This window comes from Yoonia sp. JB2-21 (assembly GCF_055693545.1).
In genome coordinates this window covers 1,883,613-1,906,968 of the sequence record NZ_JBVFUC010000001.1, presented here as the reverse complement: position 1 = coordinate 1,906,968, position 23,356 = coordinate 1,883,613, and the positions used below count along the sequence as shown (strand labels likewise).

17 protein-coding genes are annotated in these 23,356 nt (G+C 54.5%); 9 read left to right on the top strand and 8 right to left on the bottom strand.

The window, feature by feature from the left end:
- Positions 1-37: 37 nt before the first annotated feature.
- Positions 38-3,025, top strand: coding sequence for a choice-of-anchor D domain-containing protein (locus ACZ1G5_RS09510; protein WP_472732605.1), 2,988 nt, complete (start codon positions 38-40; stop codon positions 3,023-3,025).
- A gap of 56 nt (positions 3,026-3,081) precedes the next feature.
- Here the strand turns inward: ACZ1G5_RS09510 and ACZ1G5_RS09505 are convergent, their stop codons facing one another.
- Complete coding sequence (locus tag ACZ1G5_RS09505) at positions 3,082-3,948, bottom strand: amidohydrolase family protein (RefSeq protein WP_472732604.1); 867 nt, start codon at positions 3,946-3,948, stop codon at positions 3,082-3,084.
- Positions 3,945-6,380, bottom strand: coding sequence for a GcvT family protein (locus tag ACZ1G5_RS09500; protein WP_472732603.1), 2,436 nt, complete (start codon positions 6,378-6,380; stop codon positions 3,945-3,947). Before ACZ1G5_RS09500 ends, ACZ1G5_RS09505 begins: the two co-directional genes overlap by 4 nt.
- Before the next feature lie 108 nt (positions 6,381-6,488).
- Between ACZ1G5_RS09500 and ACZ1G5_RS09495 the strand changes: the two genes are divergently transcribed.
- On the top strand, positions 6,489-8,036 hold the full coding sequence (locus ACZ1G5_RS09495; protein ID WP_472732602.1) for a trimethylamine methyltransferase family protein: 1,548 nt from the start codon (positions 6,489-6,491) through the stop codon (positions 8,034-8,036).
- Here ACZ1G5_RS09495 and ACZ1G5_RS09490 read toward each other — a convergent pair.
- The 3 genes from ACZ1G5_RS09490 to ACZ1G5_RS09480 are packed head-to-tail and all read right to left on the bottom strand — an operon-like array spanning position 8,033 to position 10,453.
- Positions 8,033-9,316: a DegT/DnrJ/EryC1/StrS family aminotransferase gene (locus tag ACZ1G5_RS09490; protein ID WP_472732601.1), complete on the bottom strand. Its 1,284-nt coding sequence runs from the start codon at positions 9,314-9,316 to the stop codon at positions 8,033-8,035. The genes ACZ1G5_RS09495 and ACZ1G5_RS09490 overlap by 4 nt on opposite strands.
- Positions 9,267-9,860 carry an acetyltransferase gene (locus tag ACZ1G5_RS09485; RefSeq protein ID WP_472732600.1) on the bottom strand — a complete coding sequence of 198 codons (594 nt, stop codon included), beginning with the start codon at positions 9,858-9,860 and terminating at the stop codon, positions 9,267-9,269. Before ACZ1G5_RS09485 ends, ACZ1G5_RS09490 begins: the two co-directional genes overlap by 50 nt.
- The gene (locus ACZ1G5_RS09480; RefSeq protein WP_472732599.1) at positions 9,857-10,453 is read right to left on the bottom strand and encodes a sugar transferase; all 597 of its coding nucleotides are present in this window, start codon (positions 10,451-10,453) and stop codon (positions 9,857-9,859) included. The genes ACZ1G5_RS09485 and ACZ1G5_RS09480 overlap by 4 nt, the downstream gene beginning before the upstream one ends.
- A gap of 317 nt (positions 10,454-10,770) precedes the next feature.
- Here ACZ1G5_RS09480 and ACZ1G5_RS09475 point away from each other — a divergent pair, with 317 nt between their 5' ends.
- The 6 genes from ACZ1G5_RS09475 to ACZ1G5_RS09450 are packed head-to-tail and all read left to right on the top strand — an operon-like array spanning position 10,771 to position 17,209.
- Positions 10,771-12,072, top strand: a complete 1,302-nt coding sequence (locus tag ACZ1G5_RS09475) for a lipopolysaccharide biosynthesis protein (RefSeq protein ID WP_472732598.1) — start codon at positions 10,771-10,773, stop codon at positions 12,070-12,072.
- Positions 12,073-12,110: 38 nt separating this feature from the next.
- On the top strand, positions 12,111-12,914 hold the full coding sequence (locus tag ACZ1G5_RS09470; RefSeq protein ID WP_472732597.1) for a methyltransferase domain-containing protein: 804 nt from the start codon (positions 12,111-12,113) through the stop codon (positions 12,912-12,914).
- 2 nt (positions 12,915-12,916) lie between these two features.
- Complete coding sequence (locus ACZ1G5_RS09465; protein WP_472732596.1) at positions 12,917-13,522, top strand: acyltransferase; 606 nt, start codon at positions 12,917-12,919, stop codon at positions 13,520-13,522.
- Positions 13,519-14,670, top strand: a complete 1,152-nt coding sequence (locus ACZ1G5_RS09460; protein ID WP_472732595.1) for a glycosyltransferase WbsX family protein — start codon at positions 13,519-13,521, stop codon at positions 14,668-14,670. Before ACZ1G5_RS09465 ends, ACZ1G5_RS09460 begins: the two co-directional genes overlap by 4 nt.
- A 50-nt stretch (positions 14,671-14,720) precedes the next feature.
- Positions 14,721-15,992, top strand: coding sequence for an O-antigen polymerase (locus tag ACZ1G5_RS09455; protein ID WP_472732594.1), 1,272 nt, complete (start codon positions 14,721-14,723; stop codon positions 15,990-15,992).
- A complete protein-coding gene (locus ACZ1G5_RS09450) occupies positions 15,989-17,209 on the top strand; it encodes a glycosyltransferase family 4 protein (protein WP_472732593.1) in 1,221 nt (406 codons plus the stop codon). Before ACZ1G5_RS09455 ends, ACZ1G5_RS09450 begins: the two co-directional genes overlap by 4 nt.
- Positions 17,210-17,244: 35 nt before the next feature.
- Here the strand turns inward: ACZ1G5_RS09450 and ACZ1G5_RS09445 are convergent, their stop codons facing one another.
- Both ACZ1G5_RS09445 and ACZ1G5_RS09440 read right to left on the bottom strand, forming a co-directional pair.
- Positions 17,245-18,258, bottom strand: coding sequence for an NAD-dependent epimerase/dehydratase family protein (locus ACZ1G5_RS09445; protein ID WP_472732592.1), 1,014 nt, complete (start codon positions 18,256-18,258; stop codon positions 17,245-17,247).
- 62 nt (positions 18,259-18,320) lie between these two features.
- Entirely contained in the window at positions 18,321-20,450 is a 2,130-nt protein-coding gene (locus ACZ1G5_RS09440) for a GumC family protein (RefSeq protein WP_472732591.1), read from the bottom strand.
- Between the two features lie 188 nt (positions 20,451-20,638).
- On the opposite strand from ACZ1G5_RS09440, the gene ACZ1G5_RS09435 reads away from it, so the two are divergent.
- Positions 20,639-22,513 (top strand): polysaccharide biosynthesis protein, encoded by a 1,875-nt coding sequence (locus ACZ1G5_RS09435; RefSeq protein ID WP_472732590.1) that lies wholly within the window; start codon positions 20,639-20,641, stop codon positions 22,511-22,513.
- Between the two features lies 1 nt (position 22,514).
- On the opposite strand, the gene ACZ1G5_RS09430 is transcribed toward ACZ1G5_RS09435, so the two are convergent.
- Positions 22,515-23,264: a metallophosphoesterase family protein gene (locus ACZ1G5_RS09430; RefSeq protein ID WP_472732589.1), complete on the bottom strand. Its 750-nt coding sequence runs from the start codon at positions 23,262-23,264 to the stop codon at positions 22,515-22,517.
- Positions 23,265-23,356 lie beyond the last annotated feature (92 nt).

The window sequence follows — 23,356 nt, the reverse complement described above, 5'->3', positions numbered from 1 at the left end:
GGGCCGAATTTCACCATTACATCAAAGGAGTTTTCAAATGGCGACGTCTCAGAAAAAAGTACCTCAAAAACCAAGCCGCGATATTGCTTCTGTCACAATCACAGTTTGCGATTGGCGTGGACGCCCGGTCGATAAACCTGTGACCGTTACACTGGTCGGTGAGACAAAGACCCACAAACTCACGCGCCAAGGGACATCAGCGATCTATGTCGGAACTGTCCCGGTCGGAGACTACAGTGTAATCGCAGATGGCGACGCTGGCGTAGCACCGCCGCAAACGCTGGCTGTGCGAACTAGTCCGACCCAAGCAACACTCTATGTTGGAGCGCCGGGTTGGTCTTTCTATCGCCTTGGACAAAGTGCTGTGCCGTTCCCGCCGCCGGGCCCTGTTCTGGCGGTCGCATTTCCGCAGAAAGCGCCGGACCCCCGCGAAGCAAAAAAGCTATCTGATCAGTTGATCAAAGAACTGCCTCTGACGCCGGAAGCGCCCGATTATGACAAAAAGGACGGGACATTCATCCAAGCGGACGGGGCCATCTGGTTCTTTCGGATGACGCAAAAGGACACGCCAAAACTGCGGGCCGAGTTGCACAAAAAAATCGTTGGCATCATTGGTGACCGGGCACGCGTTGGGGTGCCCGTCGACATGACATCCGGCCAGATCAAGGTGATCGACAACCAATTCATCCTGCGTTTTGTCGACGGCACCACGGACGCGCAAATCGATAAACATATCGCACGCATCAAAGGCACGTCATTGCGCAACTTCCGACAGGCACGCACCGCGCGACTTGTCGCGTTGCCTGCGGGTGGGGTTCTGGACCACCTCAAAACGATTGAGGACATGCATAAAGCAGGGCTGCTGGTTTACGGCGAACCTGACATCATGGCCGAACTGACCGATGATGCATTCCCTGAGGATCCGCCAAATGATCCCACATTTGCATCTCAGGCCAATCTGACGCTGCAGAATGTTGATACGGCGTGGCGGATGCTCGACATTGCCGCTTCCGAAAAGACACTGGGTGCCCCGGATGTCGTCGTGGCATCGCTGGATCGTGGGTTGGACGTTGATCATCCCGATATCGGCGGCAATCTGTCTGATGGATCACCACAGGTGCTGCGGTGCTATGACTTTTCGGACCTGCGCGAATGTACAGTGCCGGGATATCAGCCCGACACAAGCCATGGGATGGGGGTTTACGGCATCATTGCCGGCCTCACCAACAATGGTGATGACATGGCGGGCATCGCACCCAACACGCGTCAGATCGTGATGGAGCGGCCAAGCCTGACGAGTGCAAACTATCCTGATGTCCTGCTTTGGGCGGCTGGTTTCACGACCGGCAATCCGAGTGCCGGCTGGCCCGCAGAACCGCTTCCCGAAGGCGCGGACATCATTAGTTGTTCACATGGCGCCAGTGGCGTGGCCTTGTCCGGCATCATGGATGATACGCTCAAGCTGCTGGCCAGCAGCGGACGCGGCGGGCTGGGGACAATCGTCGTCTATTCCGCCGGCAACGCAAACACCTTGATCACCGGATTTCGAACATGGGCGGCACATCCCGATACGCTGGCCATCGCGAACTCAAACCTGCCCGATGGAGGCGGGGTGGAACGCAAAGTTGGCACGTCCAACTTTGGACCAGAGATCAATCTTTGCGCGCAAGGCGCCGGTGCGCCATCATTGAATGCATCTGGCGGTGAACAAAGTTTTGGCGGTACGTCTGCCGCGGCACCAACAGTGGCAGCGGCTTGCGCACTGATCCTGTCGTCTAACCCCGGTGTCCGTCTGGACGATGTTCGTACCATCCTGCAAGACACCGCAGTCAAGATCGATCCAGACAATGCAAATGCTGTTGGCCGGTGGCGAGATGTGAACAACCTCATTTCATCAAACCCTGCATATGTTGGTCCGAACTTTTCTCAGTTCTATGGCTTTGGCAGATTGAACGTGGCCGCAGCCGTAGAAGAAGCTGGCTGGCGCTTGTCGCTGTTTCTGCCAGACAGTGGAGAATTTGCTGATACCTGTGTCGGTCAATTCAAAGACATGATGCTCACGCTCAGCAATAGCGGTGCCAACACTGTCCCGGTCACCGATGTGACCTCAAACTCTGGACAGTTTGTCGTGCCAGAGGTGCTGGATTATCCCCTGTTCATCTCGCCCGGCACCGCAATGCAGGTCCCGATCCGATTTGCGCCAACATCCTTTGGCAGCAAAGTAGCGACACTGACGGTCGAAAGCGGGCCCTTCCAGTCCCGGTCAATCAGGGTGTCGGGGAAAGCAAATCCGCCAAAGTTGGACCTGATCTTTGCGGCCGACGGTCATTTCGGTCACACCTGCATTGGTGATCATATCGACCAGCCGCTGACCCTTATGAATAGCGGGCACTGTCCGTTGACGATTGCGAATGTGACCTCGTCTTCAGGTGACTTCGTCGTCGCAAGCATTCAGAATCTTCCGATTGTGATTGCACCGGGTACGGCCGTAAGCCTGCCCATTCGGTTTGCGCCAAACAGTATCGGCCCAAAAACTGGTATCATTACGGTATTCAGTGACGATCCGACTGGACCGAAAACGGTGAACCTATCTGGCAATGTAGGGTCGGGTACACTTGCCGTGACAGGTTCGACCTGTATCGGCGGCGTTCAGGCCGGCTGTCTTGGCGAACGCATGATCGCCATTTGCAACACGGGCGATTGCAAATTGCGTGTCTCCCGCGTCGCGCTGAAGAAGAATAGCAAGTACTGGAAGTTGGTGAACAACCCCTTCCCAGCAACGCTTCAACCGGGCTCATGCCTGAACGTTCTCATTCGCTACAAAGGTGGGCAGAAATGCCCAACGCCAAACAAACTGATAATCAAGAGCGATGATCCGAAGATGCGCACCAAAAAGCTGCGTCTGAGCGCCTACACCAGTGCGACACCATCCAAAAGTAGCTGCGGTTGTGCAGATGGGAAGGGGTGTCATGACGCCTGCTGCAGCGTTCAAAGCCTTGACCCTTGTTGCTGGGACGACTGCTAACGACAAAGGTAGCGGGGCCATCGTTACATTGATGGCCCCGCATTTCAAATCTGGCATCAGATCTCACCGACAAGCGTAAAATAGCTATGACCTGCCGGGAAAAAGCGACGCAAGCGCTGGCGCATGCCGCTATCTGGATCGTCCAACTGCAGATAAGTCTGCGCGTTTGTCGAAAATATCTCGGTCTCCACAGCGCCATCCAACTTCTCGATCGCTGTCTTAACGTCGTTCAGATATGCGCCGTGCTGCCGTTCCCGACCGATCATCGTATAGTCCGACCCGTACATGATCCGCCGCCCCAGACGGTCATTCTCTGCCAATAGCGCGTTGATCTTGTCGAGTACGTCCTGGCCGGGCGCATTGCGACCTACAACCTCTGTCCAATAGCCCAGATCAACATAGGCATGGTCATGGGCCGCAATCAGATCGGACGCTCTTTGTTCGTAAGATGGCGGGTCATCTGCGCATTCGTCCTCGTCTCTTTGTTGCGCGGGCGAATGATGTTCCTCAAACCCGCCAAAATGGGCGATATTGACGCGCAGTTCCGGGAATTCTGTCAGGACCTGATCCCAAAGATCGGGCGCCGCGTTCTGACCCGAACAGATGTTGGCAGCCAGTGAGTTATTCCCATGCGACTTGATCGGTACACCATTTTGTTCGCACCAGCGATACATCCGCCTCAGTTCGGCATCAACGGCAGCACCCGTCGCCTGGAACCGGTGACCCAAGATCTGATCGGCGGGGTTTGCAATGGGTCTGAAACCCATCGGCGGATAAATTTTCACGCCGACAAATCCCATGTTGAGAATGGCATTGCGGATTGCCTGATGCACACCAAACCCATCAACTGCGGCCCTGAGCGGACAGAATGGTGCAAAGTTCAGCAAAACCGCGCGCTGTTCCAGCTTGGCCTGAGGTGTCACATGCGCATGCGAGAGTAGTCTGGATCATAGGGCGACGGCGCGATGACCTCGGCCCCCACCAAGTCGCCCAACAGGTCCAACTGTAGCTTTGTACCTGCGACGCTCAACCCCGGTTCAATATACGCATAGGCCAGGTTCATGCCAACGCGGTGACCCCAGTCACCCGATGTAATGGTCCCTACGATCTGATCTGAAAGCATTAATGACGCGCCCGGATGGGCGGGGGCATGTGTTGCATCAATCCTGAGCGTGACAAGCTTTTTTCGCGCCCCGTCTTTGATCCGCTGCTGCAACGCGGCGTAGCCGACAAAATCACCCTTTTCCATCTTCACGAAACGATCCAAACCGGTTTCGAATGGATCGAACTCGGTGATAAGATCAGCTTTCCAGTGCATAAACCCTTTTTCCATCCGCATGGATTCCACCGCACGGGCCCCGAAAATGCGCAGGCCATGCTCCTTGCCGGCCTCGCGCAAAGCAAGGTACGCGGCATAGAGCGATGCGTTGGGAACGTGGATTTCATAGGCCAGCTCACCTGAAAAGCTGACCCCCATCACGGTTGCGGGGACAAAGCCAACAAAGCACTCGCGCACGGACAGCCAAGGAAACCCCTCTTTCGACCAGTCGCCGCGCGCGCAGGCCGACAAAACATCACGCGACTTCGGACCCGCCAGAACCAGAATGGTCTGATCATTAGTCAGGCTTTGTATTTGCACGTCCTCATCGGCGCGCAACTGCGCCCTGAGCCAGTCCATATCATGAAACTCTGAAGCCGCAGCAGACCCATACCAAACGCGCGCAGGCCCCCGATCACTTGCAGGTAAGTTTGCAACTGTCGCCTCGCCTTTGACCATGCCGTGGTTGTTCAGCAGATACCCCAGGCCAACGCGACCTTCGCGCTTGGTGACATGGCCGCAGAACATGCGATCCAAAAAGCTGTGTCGATCCGATCCTGTGATCTCAAATCGGTTGAAGCCATTGACTTCACACAAGCCGACTGCGTCGCGCACAAGTTTCACTTCTGCGGCGACCACATCGAACGCTTCATCGAAATGAAAGCTGGGCGTTGGGTGAAAATCCGGCGACGGTTTGATGTACTCAACCCGCTCCCAGCCATTCACCACAGTAAATTCCGCACCCTCCGCAGCCATGATCGGGGTCAGCGGTGTTGTCTTGGCAGGCCGTCCAGCCGGACGATGTTCATGCGGAAAATGAAACCGAAATTCGTTCTGGTAGTCTTCAATCGCCTTAAGCGCGGTCAACTCGACGTTCGTGTGCCCCGTGAAACGGCGGGGATCGACGCACCATGTGTCATAGCATGCCTCACCATGCACGATCTGCTGTGCCAAAAGCCAACCATGGCCGCCGCCCTCACCGACACCGGCGCGCAGGCCAATGATACAAAACGCATTCCGCTTGCCCGGGATCGGCCCGACGAGTGGGGCACCATCGATCGTATAGGTGATCGGACCATTGACCACCCGTTTGATACCGACCTCTGTTAACGCCGGCATCCGCGCGAACGCGCCTTCGAGCACATCCATAACGCGGTCCAGGTCATCAGGGCAGAGGTCATTGGCAAAGCTGGGGCTGATCCCATCCATGCCCCATGTTTTGCAGTCCTGTTCATAAAAGCCGACCAAAAGCCCGTTCTTTTCCTGACGCGAATAGTAGTCAGATATCGGACAACGCAGCAGCGGCATGCGGTGCCCCGCTTCGACAATCGCGGGAATGTCTTCGGTGACAAAGTACTGGTGTTCCATCGACGCCACCGGATGATGCACCCCCATCATCGCACCCACTTCATTTACCCTGTATCCGCAGGCATTAACCACAATATCCGCGTCAATCGTCCCTTTGTCGGTTTCTACCGTCCACGTATCATCGCTCTGCTGCGTCAGGGCGGTCACATTCGTATGTCGGTAAACCTCGGCCCCTGCCTTGCGGGCATGGAACGCCAACGCCTGACAAAGTTGCGCCGGATCGATATCGCCGTCCTCACCATCCCAAAGCCCCCCGACAAGGTTGTCCGTGGATATCAACGGATGCCGGCGCGCACATTCTTCTGCATCGATCACCTCAAACGTGACGCCCATCCCGCGCGCCATCGACGCAAAATGGCGGTAGCCCTGCATCTGCGCTTCGGTGTTTGCCAGCCTGATCCCGCCGTCACCATGATGATACCCAACCGGGTAGTCAGGGTCGTCGCGCAGCTTTTTGTAGAGGTTGATTGAGTGCGTCTTGAGACCCACCATCGTTTGATTCATGCCAAAGTTCGTCACCTGCGCGGCGGAATGCCATGTGGTGCCTGACGTAAGTTCATCGCGCTCGATCAGAACGACGTCGCTCCAGCCCTCTTGCGTCAGATGATAGAGCGTTGAACAGCCAGCGATGCCACCGCCGATGACAACTACTTTTGTGCGCGACTTCATGGCGTGGCTCCTGTTTGCATTGAGCCGATCATTGCGGCAAAGTTTACGCGCGACAACGTTTTTTTCGGAATTTGACGGGACTTCGAAAGAAAAACCCAAAAAGATCAGATGAAGACCAATGTGAAGGACAATTTTGTGGCCGAAAAACCAAAACGCAGCGGGCGCAAGGAGCGTCTGGCAAAACGCGCGGCTAAACCAGTCTTCGATCCCTGTCCGCCCGGCCAGACTGGCGGGCACTACAAGCCGCTCAACAATGCTGAGCTACAAAGTATCTATGACACAGCGTTGAAGCTTTTGGCAGAGCTGGGCATGGGCGAAGTACCAAACAGGCTCATGGACGATCTGCTGACTGCGGGCGCAGTTGATAACGGCAACGGGCGCGTGCTCTTTCCGCCTGATCTGGTCAAAGCGGCTATCAAGGCGGCGGCCAAGACATTTATGCTGCATGGGCGGGATGCGTCACGTTCTATCACAGTCGGGGGCGATGCCGTTCACTTTGGAACCGGCGGTGCTGCTGTTCAGACGTTGGATCTGGACGATAGGACATATCGACCGTCGACGCTTGCGGATCTGCATAACTTTACGCGCCTGCAAGACACATTACCGAATGTGAGTTGGTACACACGTTGCTGCGTCGCCACTGATGTGCCGGACAACTATGATCTGGACGTCAATACAGTCTACGCCTTACTGAAGAACACGACAAAACCGACGGCCACGTCATTTACGCTCGCTGAACACATCCCACCGATTGTTGAGATGCTCGATATCGCGGCAGGGGGCCCCGGCGCATTTGCTGCAAGGCCTTTCATGAAGGCCCACATCAGCCCCGTGATTTCACCGATGCGCTTTGGCGAGGACGCTGTCGATGTGGTATATGAGTGCATTCGGCATAATATCCCAATGTCCTGCATCACCGCCGCACAGGCAGGGGCAACGGCACCGGCCACCTTGGCGGGCTTTCTGGCACAATCATTGGCTGAGACCTTGGCCAGCCTTGTCATGATCCATGCGATCAGACCGGGCTTTCCGATGGTATTTTCGAATTGGCCACTGGTGATTGATCTGCGCACGGGTGCGTTTTCCGGAGGAAGCGGCGAAACGGCTGTGTTGAATGCCGCCTCGGCACAATTGTCGAACTGGCTGGGTCTGCCATCTGGCGTGGCATGTTCAATGACCGATGCCAAAGCCATCGATGCGCAATATGGCATGGAAAAGGGGCTGACATCGCTCGCGGCGGCCCTTGCCGGTGGCAATCTGATCTACGAAAGCTCTGGCATGACGGCATCGCTGCTGGGCGCCAGCTTTGAGGCTTTCGTATTGGATGACGAAATGCACTCGCACACCTATCGGGCATTGCGCGGGATCGAAGTAAGTAACGAAAACCTTGGTTACGATGCCATCGTCGAGGCTGTCACGGGCGACGGGCACTTCCTAGGCGGGCAACATACATTTGCCGCTATGGAACGGGACTACTTTTATCCATCATTGGCCGATCGTGAAGAACCGCGCACATGGGCCGCCAACGGTCGCAAAGATGCGTGGCAGGTGGCACATGACCGTGCGCGTCAAATTTTACAGACCCATCGCCCGACCTACCTGACCACTGCTCAAGACAAAGCGATCAAGAACAGGTTTCGCATCCTTCATGGCTAGATCTGCCCGATGACAGTCTGGATCGCCGAGACGGCTTTTGACATTTCTTCAACCGTCAACGTCGGATGGACAAGGAACATCAAACTTGTCTCTCCCAACTCTTTTGCCACGGGCAATCCAGGTTCGGGTCGCCACCCGGTGCCGTCAAATGCCTTCTCCAAATAGACTTCGGAACAACTGCCCTGAAAGCAGGGCACATCCAGCATATTGATTTCCGCGACAATCCGATCACGGTCCCAACCTGCGGGCAGGTTCTCGGGTCTGACATATGCGTAATACTTGTAGTACGCATGCACGCAGCCACTACTGGCATCACAGCCAGTACACCCGGCACACCCCATGTCCGGCAGACGAATTGGACCATCCGTATGGGCAAAGGGGGCGAGCGCTTGGGAAACGATACTTGCGTTCGCCGAACGTGCCGCATGCCATTGGCGCATACGCGACAGTTGGATACGTCCGATCGCAGACTGCATCTCGGTCATCCGCCAGTTGGTGCCAAAGCTCTCATGCAACCAGCGAAAACCCGGCGGATGGTCGCGCTCGTATACTGCATCCCAGCTTTTGCCATGATCCTTGAAGGACCACATGCGCGACCACAACGCACGGTCATTGGTTGTGACCATGCCGCCCTCGCCACCGGTTGTCATGATCTTGTCTTGGCAGAATGACCATGCACCGACATGGCCGATCGACCCGGCAGCACGCCCTTTGTAACGGGCTCCGTGCGCCTGCGCGCAATCCTCGATGACCTTGATATTGTGTTTGTTGGCCAGCGCCATGATCGGGTCCATGTCACACGGCCAACCGCCAAGATGCACTGCGATAATCGCCTTTGTGTTCGTGCTGACAACCGCAGCAATCGTGCCAGCGTTGATGTTGCCACTGTCGCGATCAACCTCAGCAAAGACTGGGATCGCGCCTGCATTGGTAACGGCAGATACGGAGGCAAGGAAGGTGCGCGGCGTCACGATAACCTCATCCTTTGCAGAGCCACCGTTAACCTGACCAACACCCAAGCCCGCCAGTGCCAAATCGATAGCGACAGTTCCGTTGGCCAAGGCAATCGCGTGATCCACGCCGCACCATTCGGCGAACGCAGCTTCAAAGGCCCGGCCTTCCTGCCCCGTCCAATAATTGACCCGGTTCGACAGCAAGACACGAGACACCGCATCGCTTTCCTCTGCCGTAAAGGAAGGCCAGGGGGAAAAGGGACCGTTTAGCACGTCATCAAATCCTTCGCGCTGGAACACCGCCCACGCGGGTACCGTTTTCGACATCGTTCAAAACAACTGCGCCTGCGCCAACGACAACATCGGAACCGATATGAACGCCTTCTCGAACAACCGCACCAATACCAATCCAACTGCATCGGCCAACAGACACATTCCCTGCAAGGCGGACTCCTGGCGAGATATGCACGAAGTCGCCCAATCTACAGTCATGGTCGACACTGCAACCTGTGTTCAAGATCGCGCCCTTCCCGACCTGAGCATCTGCATGCACAATAGAGCCAGCCACCACAAGTGTACCCGCGCCAAGACTAGCGTAACCGGAGACAACGGCGCTTGGGTGGATCAAAATCGGACTGTCGTCCAACGCAAGTTCATCAAACAAATGCGCGCGCGCGGCATTTTTGCCAACGGCGCAGAACATTGGCGTATCGCACTTTGCAGGAAAACCTATCACCGGCCAATGGGCGTTGGCCGTCTGGGTCGGCCAATTACGGTCGTGAAAAGCAATCTTGGCGTAACCACACGCCTCGGCCGTGTCCGCGGCGACTTTGCCGTGACCGCTTGCGCCAACAATGATCAGATCATTCATTCTGAACCCGTGAATTTCGGCATCGTCGCTTCCCCTTGCGCGCTAATCCCATCCCTCGCCAGAACCTGCTTCAACGTCAATCCGATAATCTTGAGGTCAAGCCAGAGTGTTCGGTTCTCGACATACCAAACATCAAGCGCGAACTTCTCTTCCCATGAAATCGCATTGCGCCCATTGATCTGTGCCCAGCCGGTCACCCCGGGACGGACCTCGTGACGCCGCGCCTGTTCGGGACTGTAGAGTGGCAGATATTCCATCAGCAATGGGCGCGGGCCAACAAGGCTCATGTCGCCCTTCAACACGTTCCAAAGCTCTGGCAACTCATCCAGCGAACTTGCGCGAAGCTTTTCGCCAAAACGCGTCAGCCTGTCAGCGTCGGGCAGAAAAACACCGTCCGGACCCGTCGCATCCAGCATCGTGCGGAATTTCATCATCTGGAACGGGACGCCGTTCTTGCCCGGTCGGATTTGTCGAAAAATAACCGGCGCGCCCATATGACGGCGGATCAACGCAGACAACAAGAGCAGTACTGGCGACAGCAACAAAAGGCCGGTCGCCGCGCCAATGAAATCAAGACCTCTCTTCAGCTCCATGCTTGATCGTTGCCCATCTCAAATTCCTTGCACATCAGCCGTCTGCTACAGGTCTTGCTTAGAATGTCTTCGTACGCAATAGGCACCGGGTCAAGGTCAGCCAAACTAAGCCATTGTAGTCTTGCATGATCTAACAGAAAATTGACCGTGAAAATCATATGTTCAGCGTTGGTCACTTCGGGACATTGCACAGCATAATATCAATGGACGGCGGTCGCAGCATCGCCCAAAAAGCCATTGATGCAAATGGCGAAAGGGTCAAGAAACATGTTTGGCAGTAGATCCGACACTATTCGCCAAATAGTCGGTCGCTTTGTATGAAGGCGCTCGGGTCGTCAGCAGTTGCAATCAACGTCCTAAACCGACTGATCTCGCTTGTTGGCGGAGCCGGGCTGCTGCTTACGGTCGTTTTCACGCTGTCGCTAGAGATGCAGGGCTTTTACTACACGTTCTACAGTCTGGCATTTCTGCGCTTTTTTGCCGAACTCGGTTTAACCACGGCAGTTGTCCAATTTATCAGCCATTTGTCAGCAGACGACGATACCTCCGCGAAACTGGCGGCGTATCGGCGTCTCTTTGTCATCTGGTTTGGCGTCGCAGGCGCTTTACTATCACTCGCGCTCATTCCCGCGATTTTCCTTTATCAGACCCGGATTGACGCGCTGCAGAACGGCTTTGTCGACGTCATCCTGCCATGGATGTTCTTCTGCATCGCGACCGGCCTGAGCGTTTTCGTCGTTGGCCTGACGTCTATTATCGAAGGCCATCGGCGTATTCTGGCCGTCAGCCGGTTGCGGTTGTGGGTTTCGCTGAGCAACTTTGGGCTTGCAGCGATCCTCATTCTGCTTGGCATGCAACTTTGGGCACTCCCCATCGCCGCGGGCACCAGTGCCATGATTGGACTGCGTTTGGTCGCGCGACACATTGACATCCTGTCTTGGCGAGGGGTTCAAGAACCCTTGCCGCGTGTCGCATGGCGAAAAGAAATCTGGCCCTTCCAATGGCGTCTGGCAGTGTCATGGTTCAGCGGTTTTTTCATCTTTTACTTTCTGACCCCAATTGTCATGTATAGCCATGGCCCCGAGGCTGCCGGCCGACTGGGTCTGAGTTTACAAATCATTCAAATTGTCAATGGCGTCGCCATCTTGGCAGTATCAACGCTGTCCTCTGTTTTTGGTCAGCTTGTGGCGCAAGGCAAGTATGTTGAACTTGATCGCAGGTTTTCCCAAAGCACGTTTTTGTCGTTCGTGTTTCTAGGGTTGCTAATTGCTGTGTTTTGGGGCGTTTATTGGGTGTTGCCGACCATTGCTCTGGGGTACCTTCAAGACAGGCTCGTTCCCGCTTCTTTAATGGGCCTTCTGACTTTAGCAGCTCTGGGTACGCATTTCTTTTTCCTTATGAATTACTACCTGCGCGCCTTTAAGAACGAAGCGCTTTGGTGGGTATCTGCGGCCAACGCTGCAGCAACCTTGCTGGCCAGCTGGCTGTTCGTTTCGGACGGCGGAGTAACAGCGGCTGTTGCAATTTTCACTTTTAACTCGCTTGTCTTTTGGGTACTGGTCGGCCCCGCAGTGGTAACGCCACAAGTCAAAGCTCTGAAAGCAAAAGAAGTGGTGTAAACGCAGTGCTCAAGAAGCTTCGAATTCTCGGCTGGTCAATGCGCAAACTGCGCCAACCGATCTATGGGGGTGGGCTTATTCTGGACGTCGGGTCCGGTGGTAACCCTCACCCATTTGCCGATGTGCTGCTGGAAAAATACATCGACACCACGCATCGGTATAAACAGATCACTATTGACCGGCCGACAGTGTTGGCCGATGGCACAGCGATGCCGTTCAAAGCAAATGCGTTTTCGTATTCCTTTGCGTTCCATGTTCTGGAACACCTGCATGAACCTGAGGCATTTCTTGCCGAGTTGGAGCGCGTGTCGGATGCAGGCTATATCGAAACACCCAATGCACTCTACGAGCGCATCCATCCGTTTGACGTTCACCTGCTGGAACTGATGCTCATCGACGACACGCTGCACATCCGCAAGAAAAGTGGTCCCATCGGGGATGACTTCATAGGCACGCTGGATCTGTTGGATCGTGATCAAAGCTGGCGTCGCTTCTTTGGTAGCCACCCTCGGTTTTTTCATGTTTGCTATAAATGGCGGGGCAAGATTCACTACAAATTGCTTAATCCCGAAGATAGCACCGACTGGTTCCAGGACCCTGAAACGTTCCATCAAGTAGAAACATCAGAATTGGCAAAGGTCACCGAAAAGAGCCTGCGCGAAAGGCTGATCGGCACGATAAGGTCCATGCGACGGCGGACCTTTGACTTGGATGAATTATTGGCTTGCCCAACCTGCCATTCAGACCTTGTGCATCAAAATGACCATTACAGCTGTACGTCGCAGGTGTGCGGCCAGCGCTTTGCCGCGACGCCAGTTCCTGACTTCAACAACGCGGTCTGACGATGGCGCGCAATTTCGAAAATGAAGCCCCCATCAACCTTTGCCTACGTGCGGTGCGTGCCGCAATGGGACGGCTACGCGGGCGCTTTTTTGTCTATTGCCGTTTTTTTGCCTCTGGGACTGCAAAAAGTCTTTATTTTGGGTTTAGTCCACGTCTGATCAATGCACGGGGCATATTGCTGGGCCGCAATGTTTCATTTGGTGTTTTGGCCCGTTTGGAATGTCATGGTCGCGGCCACACGGAACCTTTGATCACAATTGGGGACCGCACCAGTTTTGGCGACTATACGCACATAGGTGCAACGCAGGGCATCACCATCGGGTCGGGTGTCCTTGGCGGAAGTGGCATTTTGATTGTCGATCACAGTCACGGCACACCAAAGGCAGATATGGCCTCGAAGACAGATGTCATTCCAAGGGAGCGTCCGCTCAGCTCCAAGGGACCCATCAGAATTGGCGATGGTGTCTGGATCGGGGATCAGGCCGTGATCCTTGGGGGCGTCACCATTGGTCCGGGCGCAATCATTGCGGCAGGCGCTGTCGTTGATCGCAATGTCGCGGCGCATACAATTCACCTCAGACATGCAGTTGGCGGACCCGCAACATGAGCCTGCGTGCCTTAGCTTATTTTTTGCCCCAGTTTCACGCGTGCCCGTACAATTCCAAGTGGTGGGGTGAGGGTTTCACAGAGTGGACCAATGTGCGCGCAGCGCAGCCGCTACACGCAGACCATCATCAGCCACGCATTCCAGCCGATGGAGAGTTTGATCTAAATTCAGTCTCCGAAATCGAACGCCAGTTCGCACAAGCACGAAGCGCCGGCATCGAGGCCTTCGTCTTTTATCACTACTGGTACAACGGAGATCGGCCACTCGGCCGCCCGTTTGACCTGTTGCTCGAGAACCCAGACGCGAACATTCAGTTTTCGTTGTGTTGGGCAAACCATTCTTGGACGCGCACCTGGCGCAACCGACGTGGCGCCTTGGATGTCCTTATTGAACAAACCTACGGCGCGACAAAAGCGGAACGCGAAAACCACTACGCCTATCTGGCCCGTGCGTTCGCAGATGAACGCTATACTAAAGTCGACGGGCAGCCACTATTTCAAATCTACATACCTGAAGAGGTTGATAACATCCGCAGGTATTGCGACGAACTGCGGTCCTTCAGCATGAATGCAATCGGGTGTGCACCGCATATTTCTGGAACGGTGCGCAAAAGCGCGGCGCAATTTGACTTTTTGGATGGTTTCGACTCGGTTTCACTAGCACAACCCACCCTCGGATTGTTTGGACCAAGTGACGTATTTGCTGCCAGATCAATCGAACCGACGCTATGGCTCCAACTACGTAGCCGTCTTTTGGATATGCCTTTGCCATTGCGAAAAATCCTTTATTCCGTTCAGGATCTTCTTCCCAAAACGCCAACCTGGCATGACTATGATGAAGTCTGGCAGCATATTCTGGAACAGTCGAAACACGCCATTGAGACCGCTCCAAAACCAGTGAACTTGACGGGTTTTGTGGATTTCGACAATTCACCTCGCTACAAAAAGGCGGCCCGGGTAATGGACGGTTTCTTGCCCGACAAGTTTGAGACGTACATTGCAAAGCTGAGCCAGCTGGCCCGACAAACAGACCACCAGCTTTTGTTCATAAACGCTTGGAATGAGTGGGGCGAAGGAATGCATCTGCAAGGCGACACAGTCTGGCCAACCCAAAGACTTGAGGCGCTGGAGCGGGCACTGAAAACCTGATGGCCAGCGGCACAGCATACGCGCGCAGATTTGCGAAGCCTTCGTCGGTCATGACGTTCGTTCTGCTTGTGCTTATTCTTGCCCCAACAGCTTTTATGGCGAGCACTGACTATTACACGGCGTTGTGGAACTATTTGTCGGTAGATCAATATCGTGCGGCTGCACGCCGGGCCCTTGCGGTCGGATCTGTTTTCTCGGCTTGTTATCTTGGCGGTTTATTCTTTCATAAAATCGCCCAGCGGGTCGCACCTCAGCACCGAAATATGCTTACGGCCAAATTGCGTCCGCACGGCGGAAAGATACATGTCAAGCATGGCCAAAGCTTCTATATGCTGGCGCAAGATCGCATTGTCTACTGGGCAGCAATTGTATCAGCACTCCTGATCTGGTTGATCTTCCTGTCAGGTGGGTATGAGAAAGTCGCCCAATACGGTCAGAACATCGATCGTTTGGACTACCGCCTGATTGGCGCGAACGACAGCAACCGCGCGGTCACCGCACTGACCCAAATTGCACGTCGATTGGTGCTGCCTTTCACGATTGTCTACTTCATTGTGCTCCGGTGGTACACGAACAGATACAGCCTTTCGTTCGTGCTTTTTCTCATACTCACGCTGGTTGTTAGCGTGATAATGACGTTGGAACGCGGACCGCTCATGCTGATCATTGTGATGCTGTTCTACGTCGAATTCATGCGCTCTCGGTCTTTGACCAAGCTGTTCTCAATCACTGTCTCACTTTGTGGAGCGATCATTCTGCTGGGCGGCACGATGACCTTTATTCAATACAACATTCAGGACTTCGATCTGACCGACATTGTTGTCACCGGATTGGACTTCATCTCAAACCGGGCCGTCATGGCGCCCAATTTCGTCCCGATAGAGTTGTCCTACGGGATCTTCGATTTTTCATCAGAAAAGCTTTTCCTGCGGTTTTCGCGTCTGACGGCCTTGGTCACAGGAAACTATGTAGGGACCCTGCAAGACAACTCTATCTACGTCGGTCCGGTTGGGGCCATTGGCGATATCTGGCGAAACCTCGGGATATTTGGCGTGATCGTCATAGGCTTTTTACTTGGCCTGTACTTTGCGCATCTGGACCGGACAACACAGACACTTGATCCCGCAGCGCGCGCAGCGACGACATTTACGGTTATTTCGCTGGTGTTCTACTTCTACTACGGCACGTTCTTTTCGCAGGGCGTATTCCTGCAGATCATTGCCTTGATTGTTGCTGTACGTTTTTTTCGGCATGACGGTCTAGCCATGCCATCAGACGCCGCCCAAGGTCGTTTTGGTTATCCGGTAAAAGCCGCACAATGAAGATTCTGTATTTCCACCAGTATTTTAACACGACCAAGATGGCGGGTGGCACCCGGTCGTACGAAATGGCAAAACGTCTGGTCGCTGCGGGCCATGAGGTCCACATCATAACGACATGGCGTGAAGCGACCGAAAGGTCAGATTGGTGGCGAGAGAGCGTCGATGGCATCGAAGTGCACTGGCTGCCAGTCCGATACGACAACACAATGAGTTTTCGCGCGCGCATCGCTGCATTTGTCCGGTTTGCCCTCAAGGCCGGCCGGCGGGGGCGGCAAATCGGCGGTGATCTGGTGTTTGCGACCAGCACGCCGCTTACCATCATCATTCCCGGATTTCTGGCCGCCCGCGCCTTACGGACCCCTTTGGTGTTTGAGGTCCGCGACCTTTGGCCAGAATTGCCGATCGCGATGGGTGCTTTGAAAAACCCTGTGCTGCGTTGGATTGCTCACCGGCTTGAGAGATTTGCCTATGCCCGATCCGAACGAATTATCGCATTGTCGCCGGGAATGGCCGACGGCGTCGCAAAACTCGGTTATCCCAAAGACAAGTTGACGATCATCCCGAACGCCTGTGACCTCGAATTATTTGCACCGTCCGACGACGCCGCAACTTTGTTCCGCGAAAAGCATCCGGAATTAGGCACTGATCCGATCATTCTCTACGCGGGTACTTTCGGGCATATCAATGGTGTTGGATATCTTGCTCAGCTCGCAAACCAGATGAAGGACCGGGTTCCAGATGCCCGGTTTGTTGCGATCGGAAACGGTGCTGAGGTGGAAAAAACGCGTCAACTAGCGGCAGAGCTTGGTGTTTTGGATCAGAATTTTTTTCAGTATCCGGCAATGTCCAAACAAGAACTGATCGGCGCCTTTTCTGCGGCAACCGTCTCTTGCTCATTGTTCATTAACTTGCCTGAAATGTGGGCAAACTCCGCTAACAAATTCTTTGATACGCTTGCATCGGCAACGCCTGTAGCAATCAACTATCAAGGCTGGCAGGCGGAATTAATCAAGGAACATGCGTGCGGTGTGGTGTTGGATCCTGACCCTCGCAAAGCAGCTGAAGCCCTGATCCCATTCCTGAGTGACGACAGCGAATTGGCGATCGCAGGCGAACAGGCGCATCAACTGGCGCAGACCCATTTCAGTCGCGACAAACTGGGCCAAGACTTTGTATCTGTCCTAGAGGCCGCTTTTGCAGACAGCCGTCAGGACTGATGCGCTTTTTGGCAGGCATCAAGCAATGGTGCCGTCTATTTGTTGTGATAGTCACGATACCAGCGCACAAACTGTCTGATGCCGTCCTGTACAGATGTCTGCGGTTGATACCCTGTCAACGACTTCAACAGGCTGCCGTCTGCCCAGGTTGCTGGCACATCGCCTGTTTGCATGTCCATGTAGTTGCGCTTTGCCGTGACGCCCAATTCCGCTTCGATAGCGTCAACAAAGTCCAATAATCGTACCTTTTCAGAGTTACCGATATTCACAACACGGTAGGGTGCCACAGGCGAGAGACTGTCGCCGTCCATGATGTCATCAGGGCTCTCGGGCCGCCGTGGGACCACGTCAAGTAGCAGGCGAATGCCTTTCACCAGATCATCGACATAGGTGAAATCCCGATACATCTCACCGTGATTGTAGATATCGATCGGCCGATCATCGAGCATAGCATCCACAAATTTATACAGCGCCAAATCCGGCCGGCCCCAGGGGCCATAGACCGTAAAGAACCGGAACATTGTGATCGGTATGTCGTTGATATGGGCATAGGAATGCGCCATCGCTTCATTGGCCTTCTTGGTGGCAGCATAGAAAGTCAGCGGCGTTTCAGTTTTATCAACTTCACGGAATGGCATACTTTCGTTCGCCCCATAGACCGACGACGTCGACGCCATCAGAAGGTGGTCCACGTGCAATTCCCGGGCGGCCTCTAGTATGTTGAACGTGCCGACGATATTGCTTTCAAGATAGGCACGCGGGTTTTCCAGCGAATAGCGCACACCTGCTTGTCCAGCCAAATGCACGATCACATCAGGCGAAAAGTCCCGCGCGACCTGAAGAATGCGATCAGCATCCTCAAGCCAGCATTCAGTCGCAGAAAAGCCGGGGGACTGCAGCAGCATCTGATGCCGCCGGCGCTTGAGCGCCACATCATAGTAGTCGGTGATCGCATCGACGCCATGCACGACACACCCTTCATCCAGCAAGAGTTTGGCCAAATGGTAGCCGATAAAACCCGCTGTCCCTGTAATCAGTACGCGTTTCACTTACTCTCCAGATTGATTTTGGTGGGTTTCACTATTTTCAGCAGATCCACGGCATCACAGATCTACTCGCTATAATAGGATTGGTAAGCACCGTAGCTTTCACCATACCCATATCGTTTCATTCCGCGCGACGAGATTTGCCCAAGCACCAGACCAGCGACTTTGACGTTCACTTGCTCGAACGCCTTCAAGCCATCAAGGACCTGGCGGTGCGAGGTCTTATCCCAATGGACGGTATAGATCGTGGTATCCACCCACCGCGCGATGATGCGGGCATCAGTCACCGCAAGGACGGGTGGCGTATCAATGATTACAAAATCATACTGCGCCCGCAGCATGTCGATAAACGCCCCAAACTTCTCTGAGGAAAAAATATCTGCAGCATTTGTTTGGGATTTTTCGCCCAGCAACACATCGAACTTCATATCAGGCAGCGGTGTTATCGCATCCGCCAGTGACACTTCTCCCAAAATAACACTAAGAAAACCGCGCGTTTTGGGGATTTCAAAGTATTCACCCATGACCCGTCGTCGAATGTCGCCCTCGACGAGCAAGACCTTCTTGCCAAGCCCAGCCAGGTTCAACGCAAGGGCAATCGACTGCGTCGTCTTACCCTCACCCGGCACCGATGACGTCGACATGATCACCTTGGGCGGCTTATCCAAATTCGCCAAGAGCAGCGACGTTCGCAGGCTGCGGATCGCCTCTGCTGCGGCAGAGTTGGGCTTGTCCTGTAGATACTGCAGTACCTTTTTGCGGTGCCGTGCCGCAATGAGCGGCACTTGTCCGATCACGGCATAGCCGGTCTTTCGTTCCAAATCTTCGGCCACACGAAAAGTATTTTGCGAGAATTCCCGCAACATCACGAGGATCGAACCACCAAACAGGCCAAGTAGCGCAGAGACCACCAGAATGACCGGTACTCTCGGCGCAGACGGCGCATTGGGCACAACTGCCGACGACAATATGCGACTTTCCGCTTGCTGAAGACCCTGTTGGACCGACGTTTCCTTTAGCCGGTTCAGAAAAAATTCGTAGATTAAACGGCTTGCTTCTGCTTCGCGCTGGAATTGCTGCAATGCAACCAGTTCATCTGACTGTGTCTCAATGCTGGCTGTCAATTCAGTGATCGACAATTGGACCGCCGCCAGCTGCGTATCAGCACGCGATTGCTCAAGCTGCGTGCGGGACATGAAGGTGTCAAATTGATTGCGGAAAGTTTCTTGAGCGATCGCAGTCGTGGCGTTTGCCTGCAAACGAACGAATTCCGGCGTGCCGGCTGCCTCTGCCATCATTGCGATGTCGTCCGTTTCCTTGGCGACACGCAACGCATCGACGCGTGCCGCCAAACCAGCGGACGCGCTTGCTAGGTCGGTTTCACGCTCGCGGAGTTCCTTTAACTGGCGGTTCAGCGCGATAAGACCTTCGGGGCTAATCAGGTCAGTGTTACTGCTAAAGTCCTTCAGTGCGTTTTCACTATTCTCAAGTTCAATCTGAAGTTCGACGACGCGTTCAGTCAACCATTCTGTTGCTTCCGCTGTCTTTTCAAACTTTAGCGAGATCTGATCTTCGACATAGAGTTCCGCCAGACGATTGGCAATTTTTGCTGATTTTTCAGCATCTTCACTGAAGACAGATATGTTGAAGACATAGCTTTGGCGAATGTTTGAAACCCCGACCTGGCCAAGTAACTCGTTTATAACTGCATCGCGAATGGCTTGGTCTGAATATTCTTCCGACTGGGCGGTCTGCCCAAGGACGCGTTCCTTGAAGACCTGAACGATCCCATCCAAAGAGAATGGTGACGCCTCTCTGAGTGTATGATTAAATTCTGGATCCTGAATGAGATCGAGGTCATCCACGACCTTGCCAATCAGCCGTCGTGACCGCAGTACCTCGACTTCTGTGTTGATCGCAACCTGATCACCCGACAAGCCCGAGACAACGCTCTCGATATCAACAACTTGTTCTTGCCGGCTTTCCAAGGCGACAGTCGTACCGGTGGTGTAGATAGGTGTTGCAACAACGAACGCATAGTACGTGCCGACACAGAGTGCCAGAAACCCACACAGCGCAATCCAGAGTTTACCGCGCCACAAAACACTAAATAGTTTGCCGAGGTCGATTTCGTCGTTCGTCGCGGTGGCATCGGCAGAAAGAGTGCCTTGCGAAATTAGAGAAGCGCGCGTCATTCATGTATCCCGTAGATCGACCTCTTCTTCCTTCCCATATGCAGCCGGAGAACGCAATCTGCACGGCTTTGTGACGCCGTTAACGCTTTCTCAATCGCAGTCCCCCCAAGTTAGGGGTCTGTTCACCATCATCTCCAGTTGTTAAGCATGGGAAGAATCTTGGTTAATCCGTGGGAGGAGTCTGGCCTTTGATCACGCGTCTTCTCACGATGTCGCGGAACAAGAAGAAGTTTGTCTTCTTGGTGTCCGACTGGCTGATTGTCTTGATCAGCTTCTATGCGGCTGTGGCCCTGCGTTATGGCAGCATTTGGCCATTTGACCTTCCCAATGTGTCATTGTCTCTTTTGCCAGTTCTGGTTGTGGTGAGCCCTGCAATCATTGTATTGTTTGGCCTGTATCGCATCAAACTGCACGCAATCGAAAGTGATGCCACTGTCCGCATCGCAATGGCAGCGGCGATGCTGTCGCTCACGGCAATCGCGGCAAGTTTCCTTCTGAACCTCTCTGGTCCGCGTTCTGTTCCGCTGATTCTAGGCGCCGTCTTCTTCCTGCTGGCGATGTCGGTGCGCGTCTTCGGACTGTACACATTACGGTACCTCAGCGACCGGGAAAGCACCTGCCTGCCGGTCATCATCTATGGCGCGGGTGCCGCAGGTATTCAACTTGCGGCGGCTTTACGCCAATCGGTCGAGGCACGGCCGGTTCTCTTTGTTGATGACAATCCCAATTTGCACAAAGTCGTCGTTGCCGGGCTCGAAGTACGATCACCCGGCGAATTGCGATATCTGATCCAGAAATATGGGGTGGCACGTGTTTTGCTGGCTATTCCGTCGTTGTCAGACAAGAACCGCAATGACCTGTTCTCACGTTTGACAAAGCTGCCCGTCGAAGTGCAGGTCCTACCTTCCTTTATCGACCTGATGTCAGGACGCAGCCTAGAGTCGTCTTTGCGCACCGTCTCACCGGACGAACTCCTCGGCCGGGATATGGTCGAGCTGGATACACCCGAAATCGCCAAAGCTTATGCGGGCCGGGTTGTCATGGTCACCGGTGCGGGCGGATCTATCGGATCAGAACTGTGCCGACAGTTGATGAACTGCAATCCTGCGGCAATCGTCCTGTTCGAGCGATCAGAATACGCCCTCTATGCCATTGACCGCGAGTTGTCCGCGATTACAGCGCAGACCGGCGTATCAATCATTCCCAGACTAGGGTCTGTTACCAATCGGGCCCGCGTTGCCGGGATCGTCGCAGAAGACAACGTCGAAATTATCCTTCATGCTGCGGCCTACAAGCACGTCCCCCTCGTCGAGCAGAATGAAATCGAGGGTGCAGAAAACAATGTCATCGGCACCAAAATTGTTGCTGACGTCGCTGATCAGGCTGGGATCGAACGCTTCATACTTGTTTCAACGGACAAGGCCGTACGGCCAACCAACATTATGGGCGCTACCAAGCGGATGGCCGAACTGGTTGTCCAAGACATCCAGACCCGCGCGCCGCAAACACGATACGCTATGGTGCGTTTTGGTAACGTGCTGGGTTCATCGGGATCGGTATTACCGCTCTTTCAGAAGCAAATCGCGTCAGGCGGACCCGTCACGGTGACGCACCCGGAAGTGACGCGGTTTTTCATGACAATCCCCGAAGCGGCAAGGCTTGTCCTTCTTGCCGGTGCTTATGCAAAGGGCGGTGACGTCTTTGTCCTTGATATGGGCAAGCCACAAAAAATCCTCGATATTGCAAAGCGGATGATCGCCCTATCGGGGCGTGACTTCAAAGACCCGGAGACCGGCGAAGGCGACATCGAGATTGAGATCACAGGGCTGCGTCCAGGTGAAAAACTCTATGAAGAGCTTTTGATAACCGACGACCTTTCCACAACGCCGCACGTCAAAATCATGCGCGCCGAGGAAGAACCACTAAGCGAAATTGAGGTGGCATCCATGCTTCGCAGCACGGAAGCGGCAATCGCCGCCGGTGACGCCTCCGCATTGCGCCGCATTGTCGAACACAGAGTTGAGGGCTATCACCTGCCAACCCATACCAGTGTCTCGGCATAACCTAAGTGCTGACAAACCTGCATGCACCAACCGATACATGCACCGCCGTCAGGCGACCTGTCTTGTAAGCGCCGGTATCAATCGCGATCCGACTGCTTAGTACAATCGGCTGCGGCACGATCGTATGGCCATGAATGACGAAATTTCCATCCTCGCGCGCATGATCTAGAAATAACCGATGCCCCCACAACAAAGCGTCGGTGCGCTGCATATCCGGCGCGCGCTCGGGGTGCATCGCGGCGTGGACACACCACATGTTCCCGCTGTGCCACGTCAGGGGTAGGTCACGGATCCATGCCAAAAGAGACATCGGCAAGACCTCTTCAAACGCGTCACAGGCGCCAAGAATTTCGTCAGGTTCCGGCGCCTTTGGAATATCGATACCAAAACTGGAAAGGGTCTGTCGCCCACCATTGCGTAGCCACAGCGCGCCGCGATCCAGCGGATCGTCAATAAAATCGCACATCATCTTTTCGTGGTTACCCTTCAGGCACACGATCTTGCCCGGTTGGTCATGAGACAGATCATAGAGCTTTTTCAATACAGCCGCCGCATCCGGCCCGCGATCAACGTAATCGCCGACAAAGATGATCTGCTCATCACCCGCCGTACCGATCTTTTCCAGCAATGAATGCAGCAGGTCAGCGCGGCCATGAATATCGCCAACTGCAAAAAATGGCGCATCAGGCTGAATACTCTCTTCGCGCATCGGGTCTTGATTTGGCTGGGCAGAGCGCTTGCCACCAAACATACCAAGGAATTTTCGCAAAAGGTTCTCTCCCTCGATACCCAATCAGCAAATCATAACAGACATGCAGCGTGTATTACTGCCTTGCTCGGCAA

Excerpts from the sequence above, each read along its gene's own strand:
- ACZ1G5_RS09495 (WP_472732602.1), top strand. The coding sequence starts at position 6,489 with ATGAAGACCAATGTGAAGGACAATTTTGTGGCCGAAAAACCAAAACGC.
- ACZ1G5_RS09450 (WP_472732593.1), top strand. The coding sequence starts at position 15,989 with ATGAAGATTCTGTATTTCCACCAGTATTTTAACACGACCAAGATGGCG.
- ACZ1G5_RS09485 (WP_472732600.1), bottom strand. The coding sequence starts at position 9,860 with ATGAATGATCTGATCATTGTTGGCGCAAGCGGTCACGGCAAAGTCGCC.
- ACZ1G5_RS09500 (WP_472732603.1), bottom strand. The coding sequence starts at position 6,380 with ATGAAGTCGCGCACAAAAGTAGTTGTCATCGGCGGTGGCATCGCTGGC.
- ACZ1G5_RS09465 (WP_472732596.1), top strand. The coding sequence starts at position 12,917 with ATGGCGCGCAATTTCGAAAATGAAGCCCCCATCAACCTTTGCCTACGT.
- ACZ1G5_RS09440 (WP_472732591.1), bottom strand. The coding sequence starts at position 20,450 with ATGACGCGCGCTTCTCTAATTTCGCAAGGCACTCTTTCTGCCGATGCC.
- ACZ1G5_RS09475 (WP_472732598.1), top strand. The coding sequence starts at position 10,771 with ATGAAGGCGCTCGGGTCGTCAGCAGTTGCAATCAACGTCCTAAACCGA.
- ACZ1G5_RS09430 (WP_472732589.1), bottom strand. The coding sequence starts at position 23,264 with ATGTTTGGTGGCAAGCGCTCTGCCCAGCCAAATCAAGACCCGATGCGC.
- ACZ1G5_RS09470 (WP_472732597.1), top strand. The coding sequence starts at position 12,111 with ATGCGCAAACTGCGCCAACCGATCTATGGGGGTGGGCTTATTCTGGAC.
- ACZ1G5_RS09510 (WP_472732605.1), top strand. The coding sequence starts at position 38 with ATGGCGACGTCTCAGAAAAAAGTACCTCAAAAACCAAGCCGCGATATT.
- ACZ1G5_RS09455 (WP_472732594.1), top strand. The coding sequence starts at position 14,721 with ATGACGTTCGTTCTGCTTGTGCTTATTCTTGCCCCAACAGCTTTTATG.
- ACZ1G5_RS09460 (WP_472732595.1), top strand. The coding sequence starts at position 13,519 with ATGAGCCTGCGTGCCTTAGCTTATTTTTTGCCCCAGTTTCACGCGTGC.
- ACZ1G5_RS09490 (WP_472732601.1), bottom strand. The coding sequence starts at position 9,316 with ATGTCGAAAACGGTACCCGCGTGGGCGGTGTTCCAGCGCGAAGGATTT.
- ACZ1G5_RS09480 (WP_472732599.1), bottom strand. The coding sequence starts at position 10,453 with ATGGAGCTGAAGAGAGGTCTTGATTTCATTGGCGCGGCGACCGGCCTT.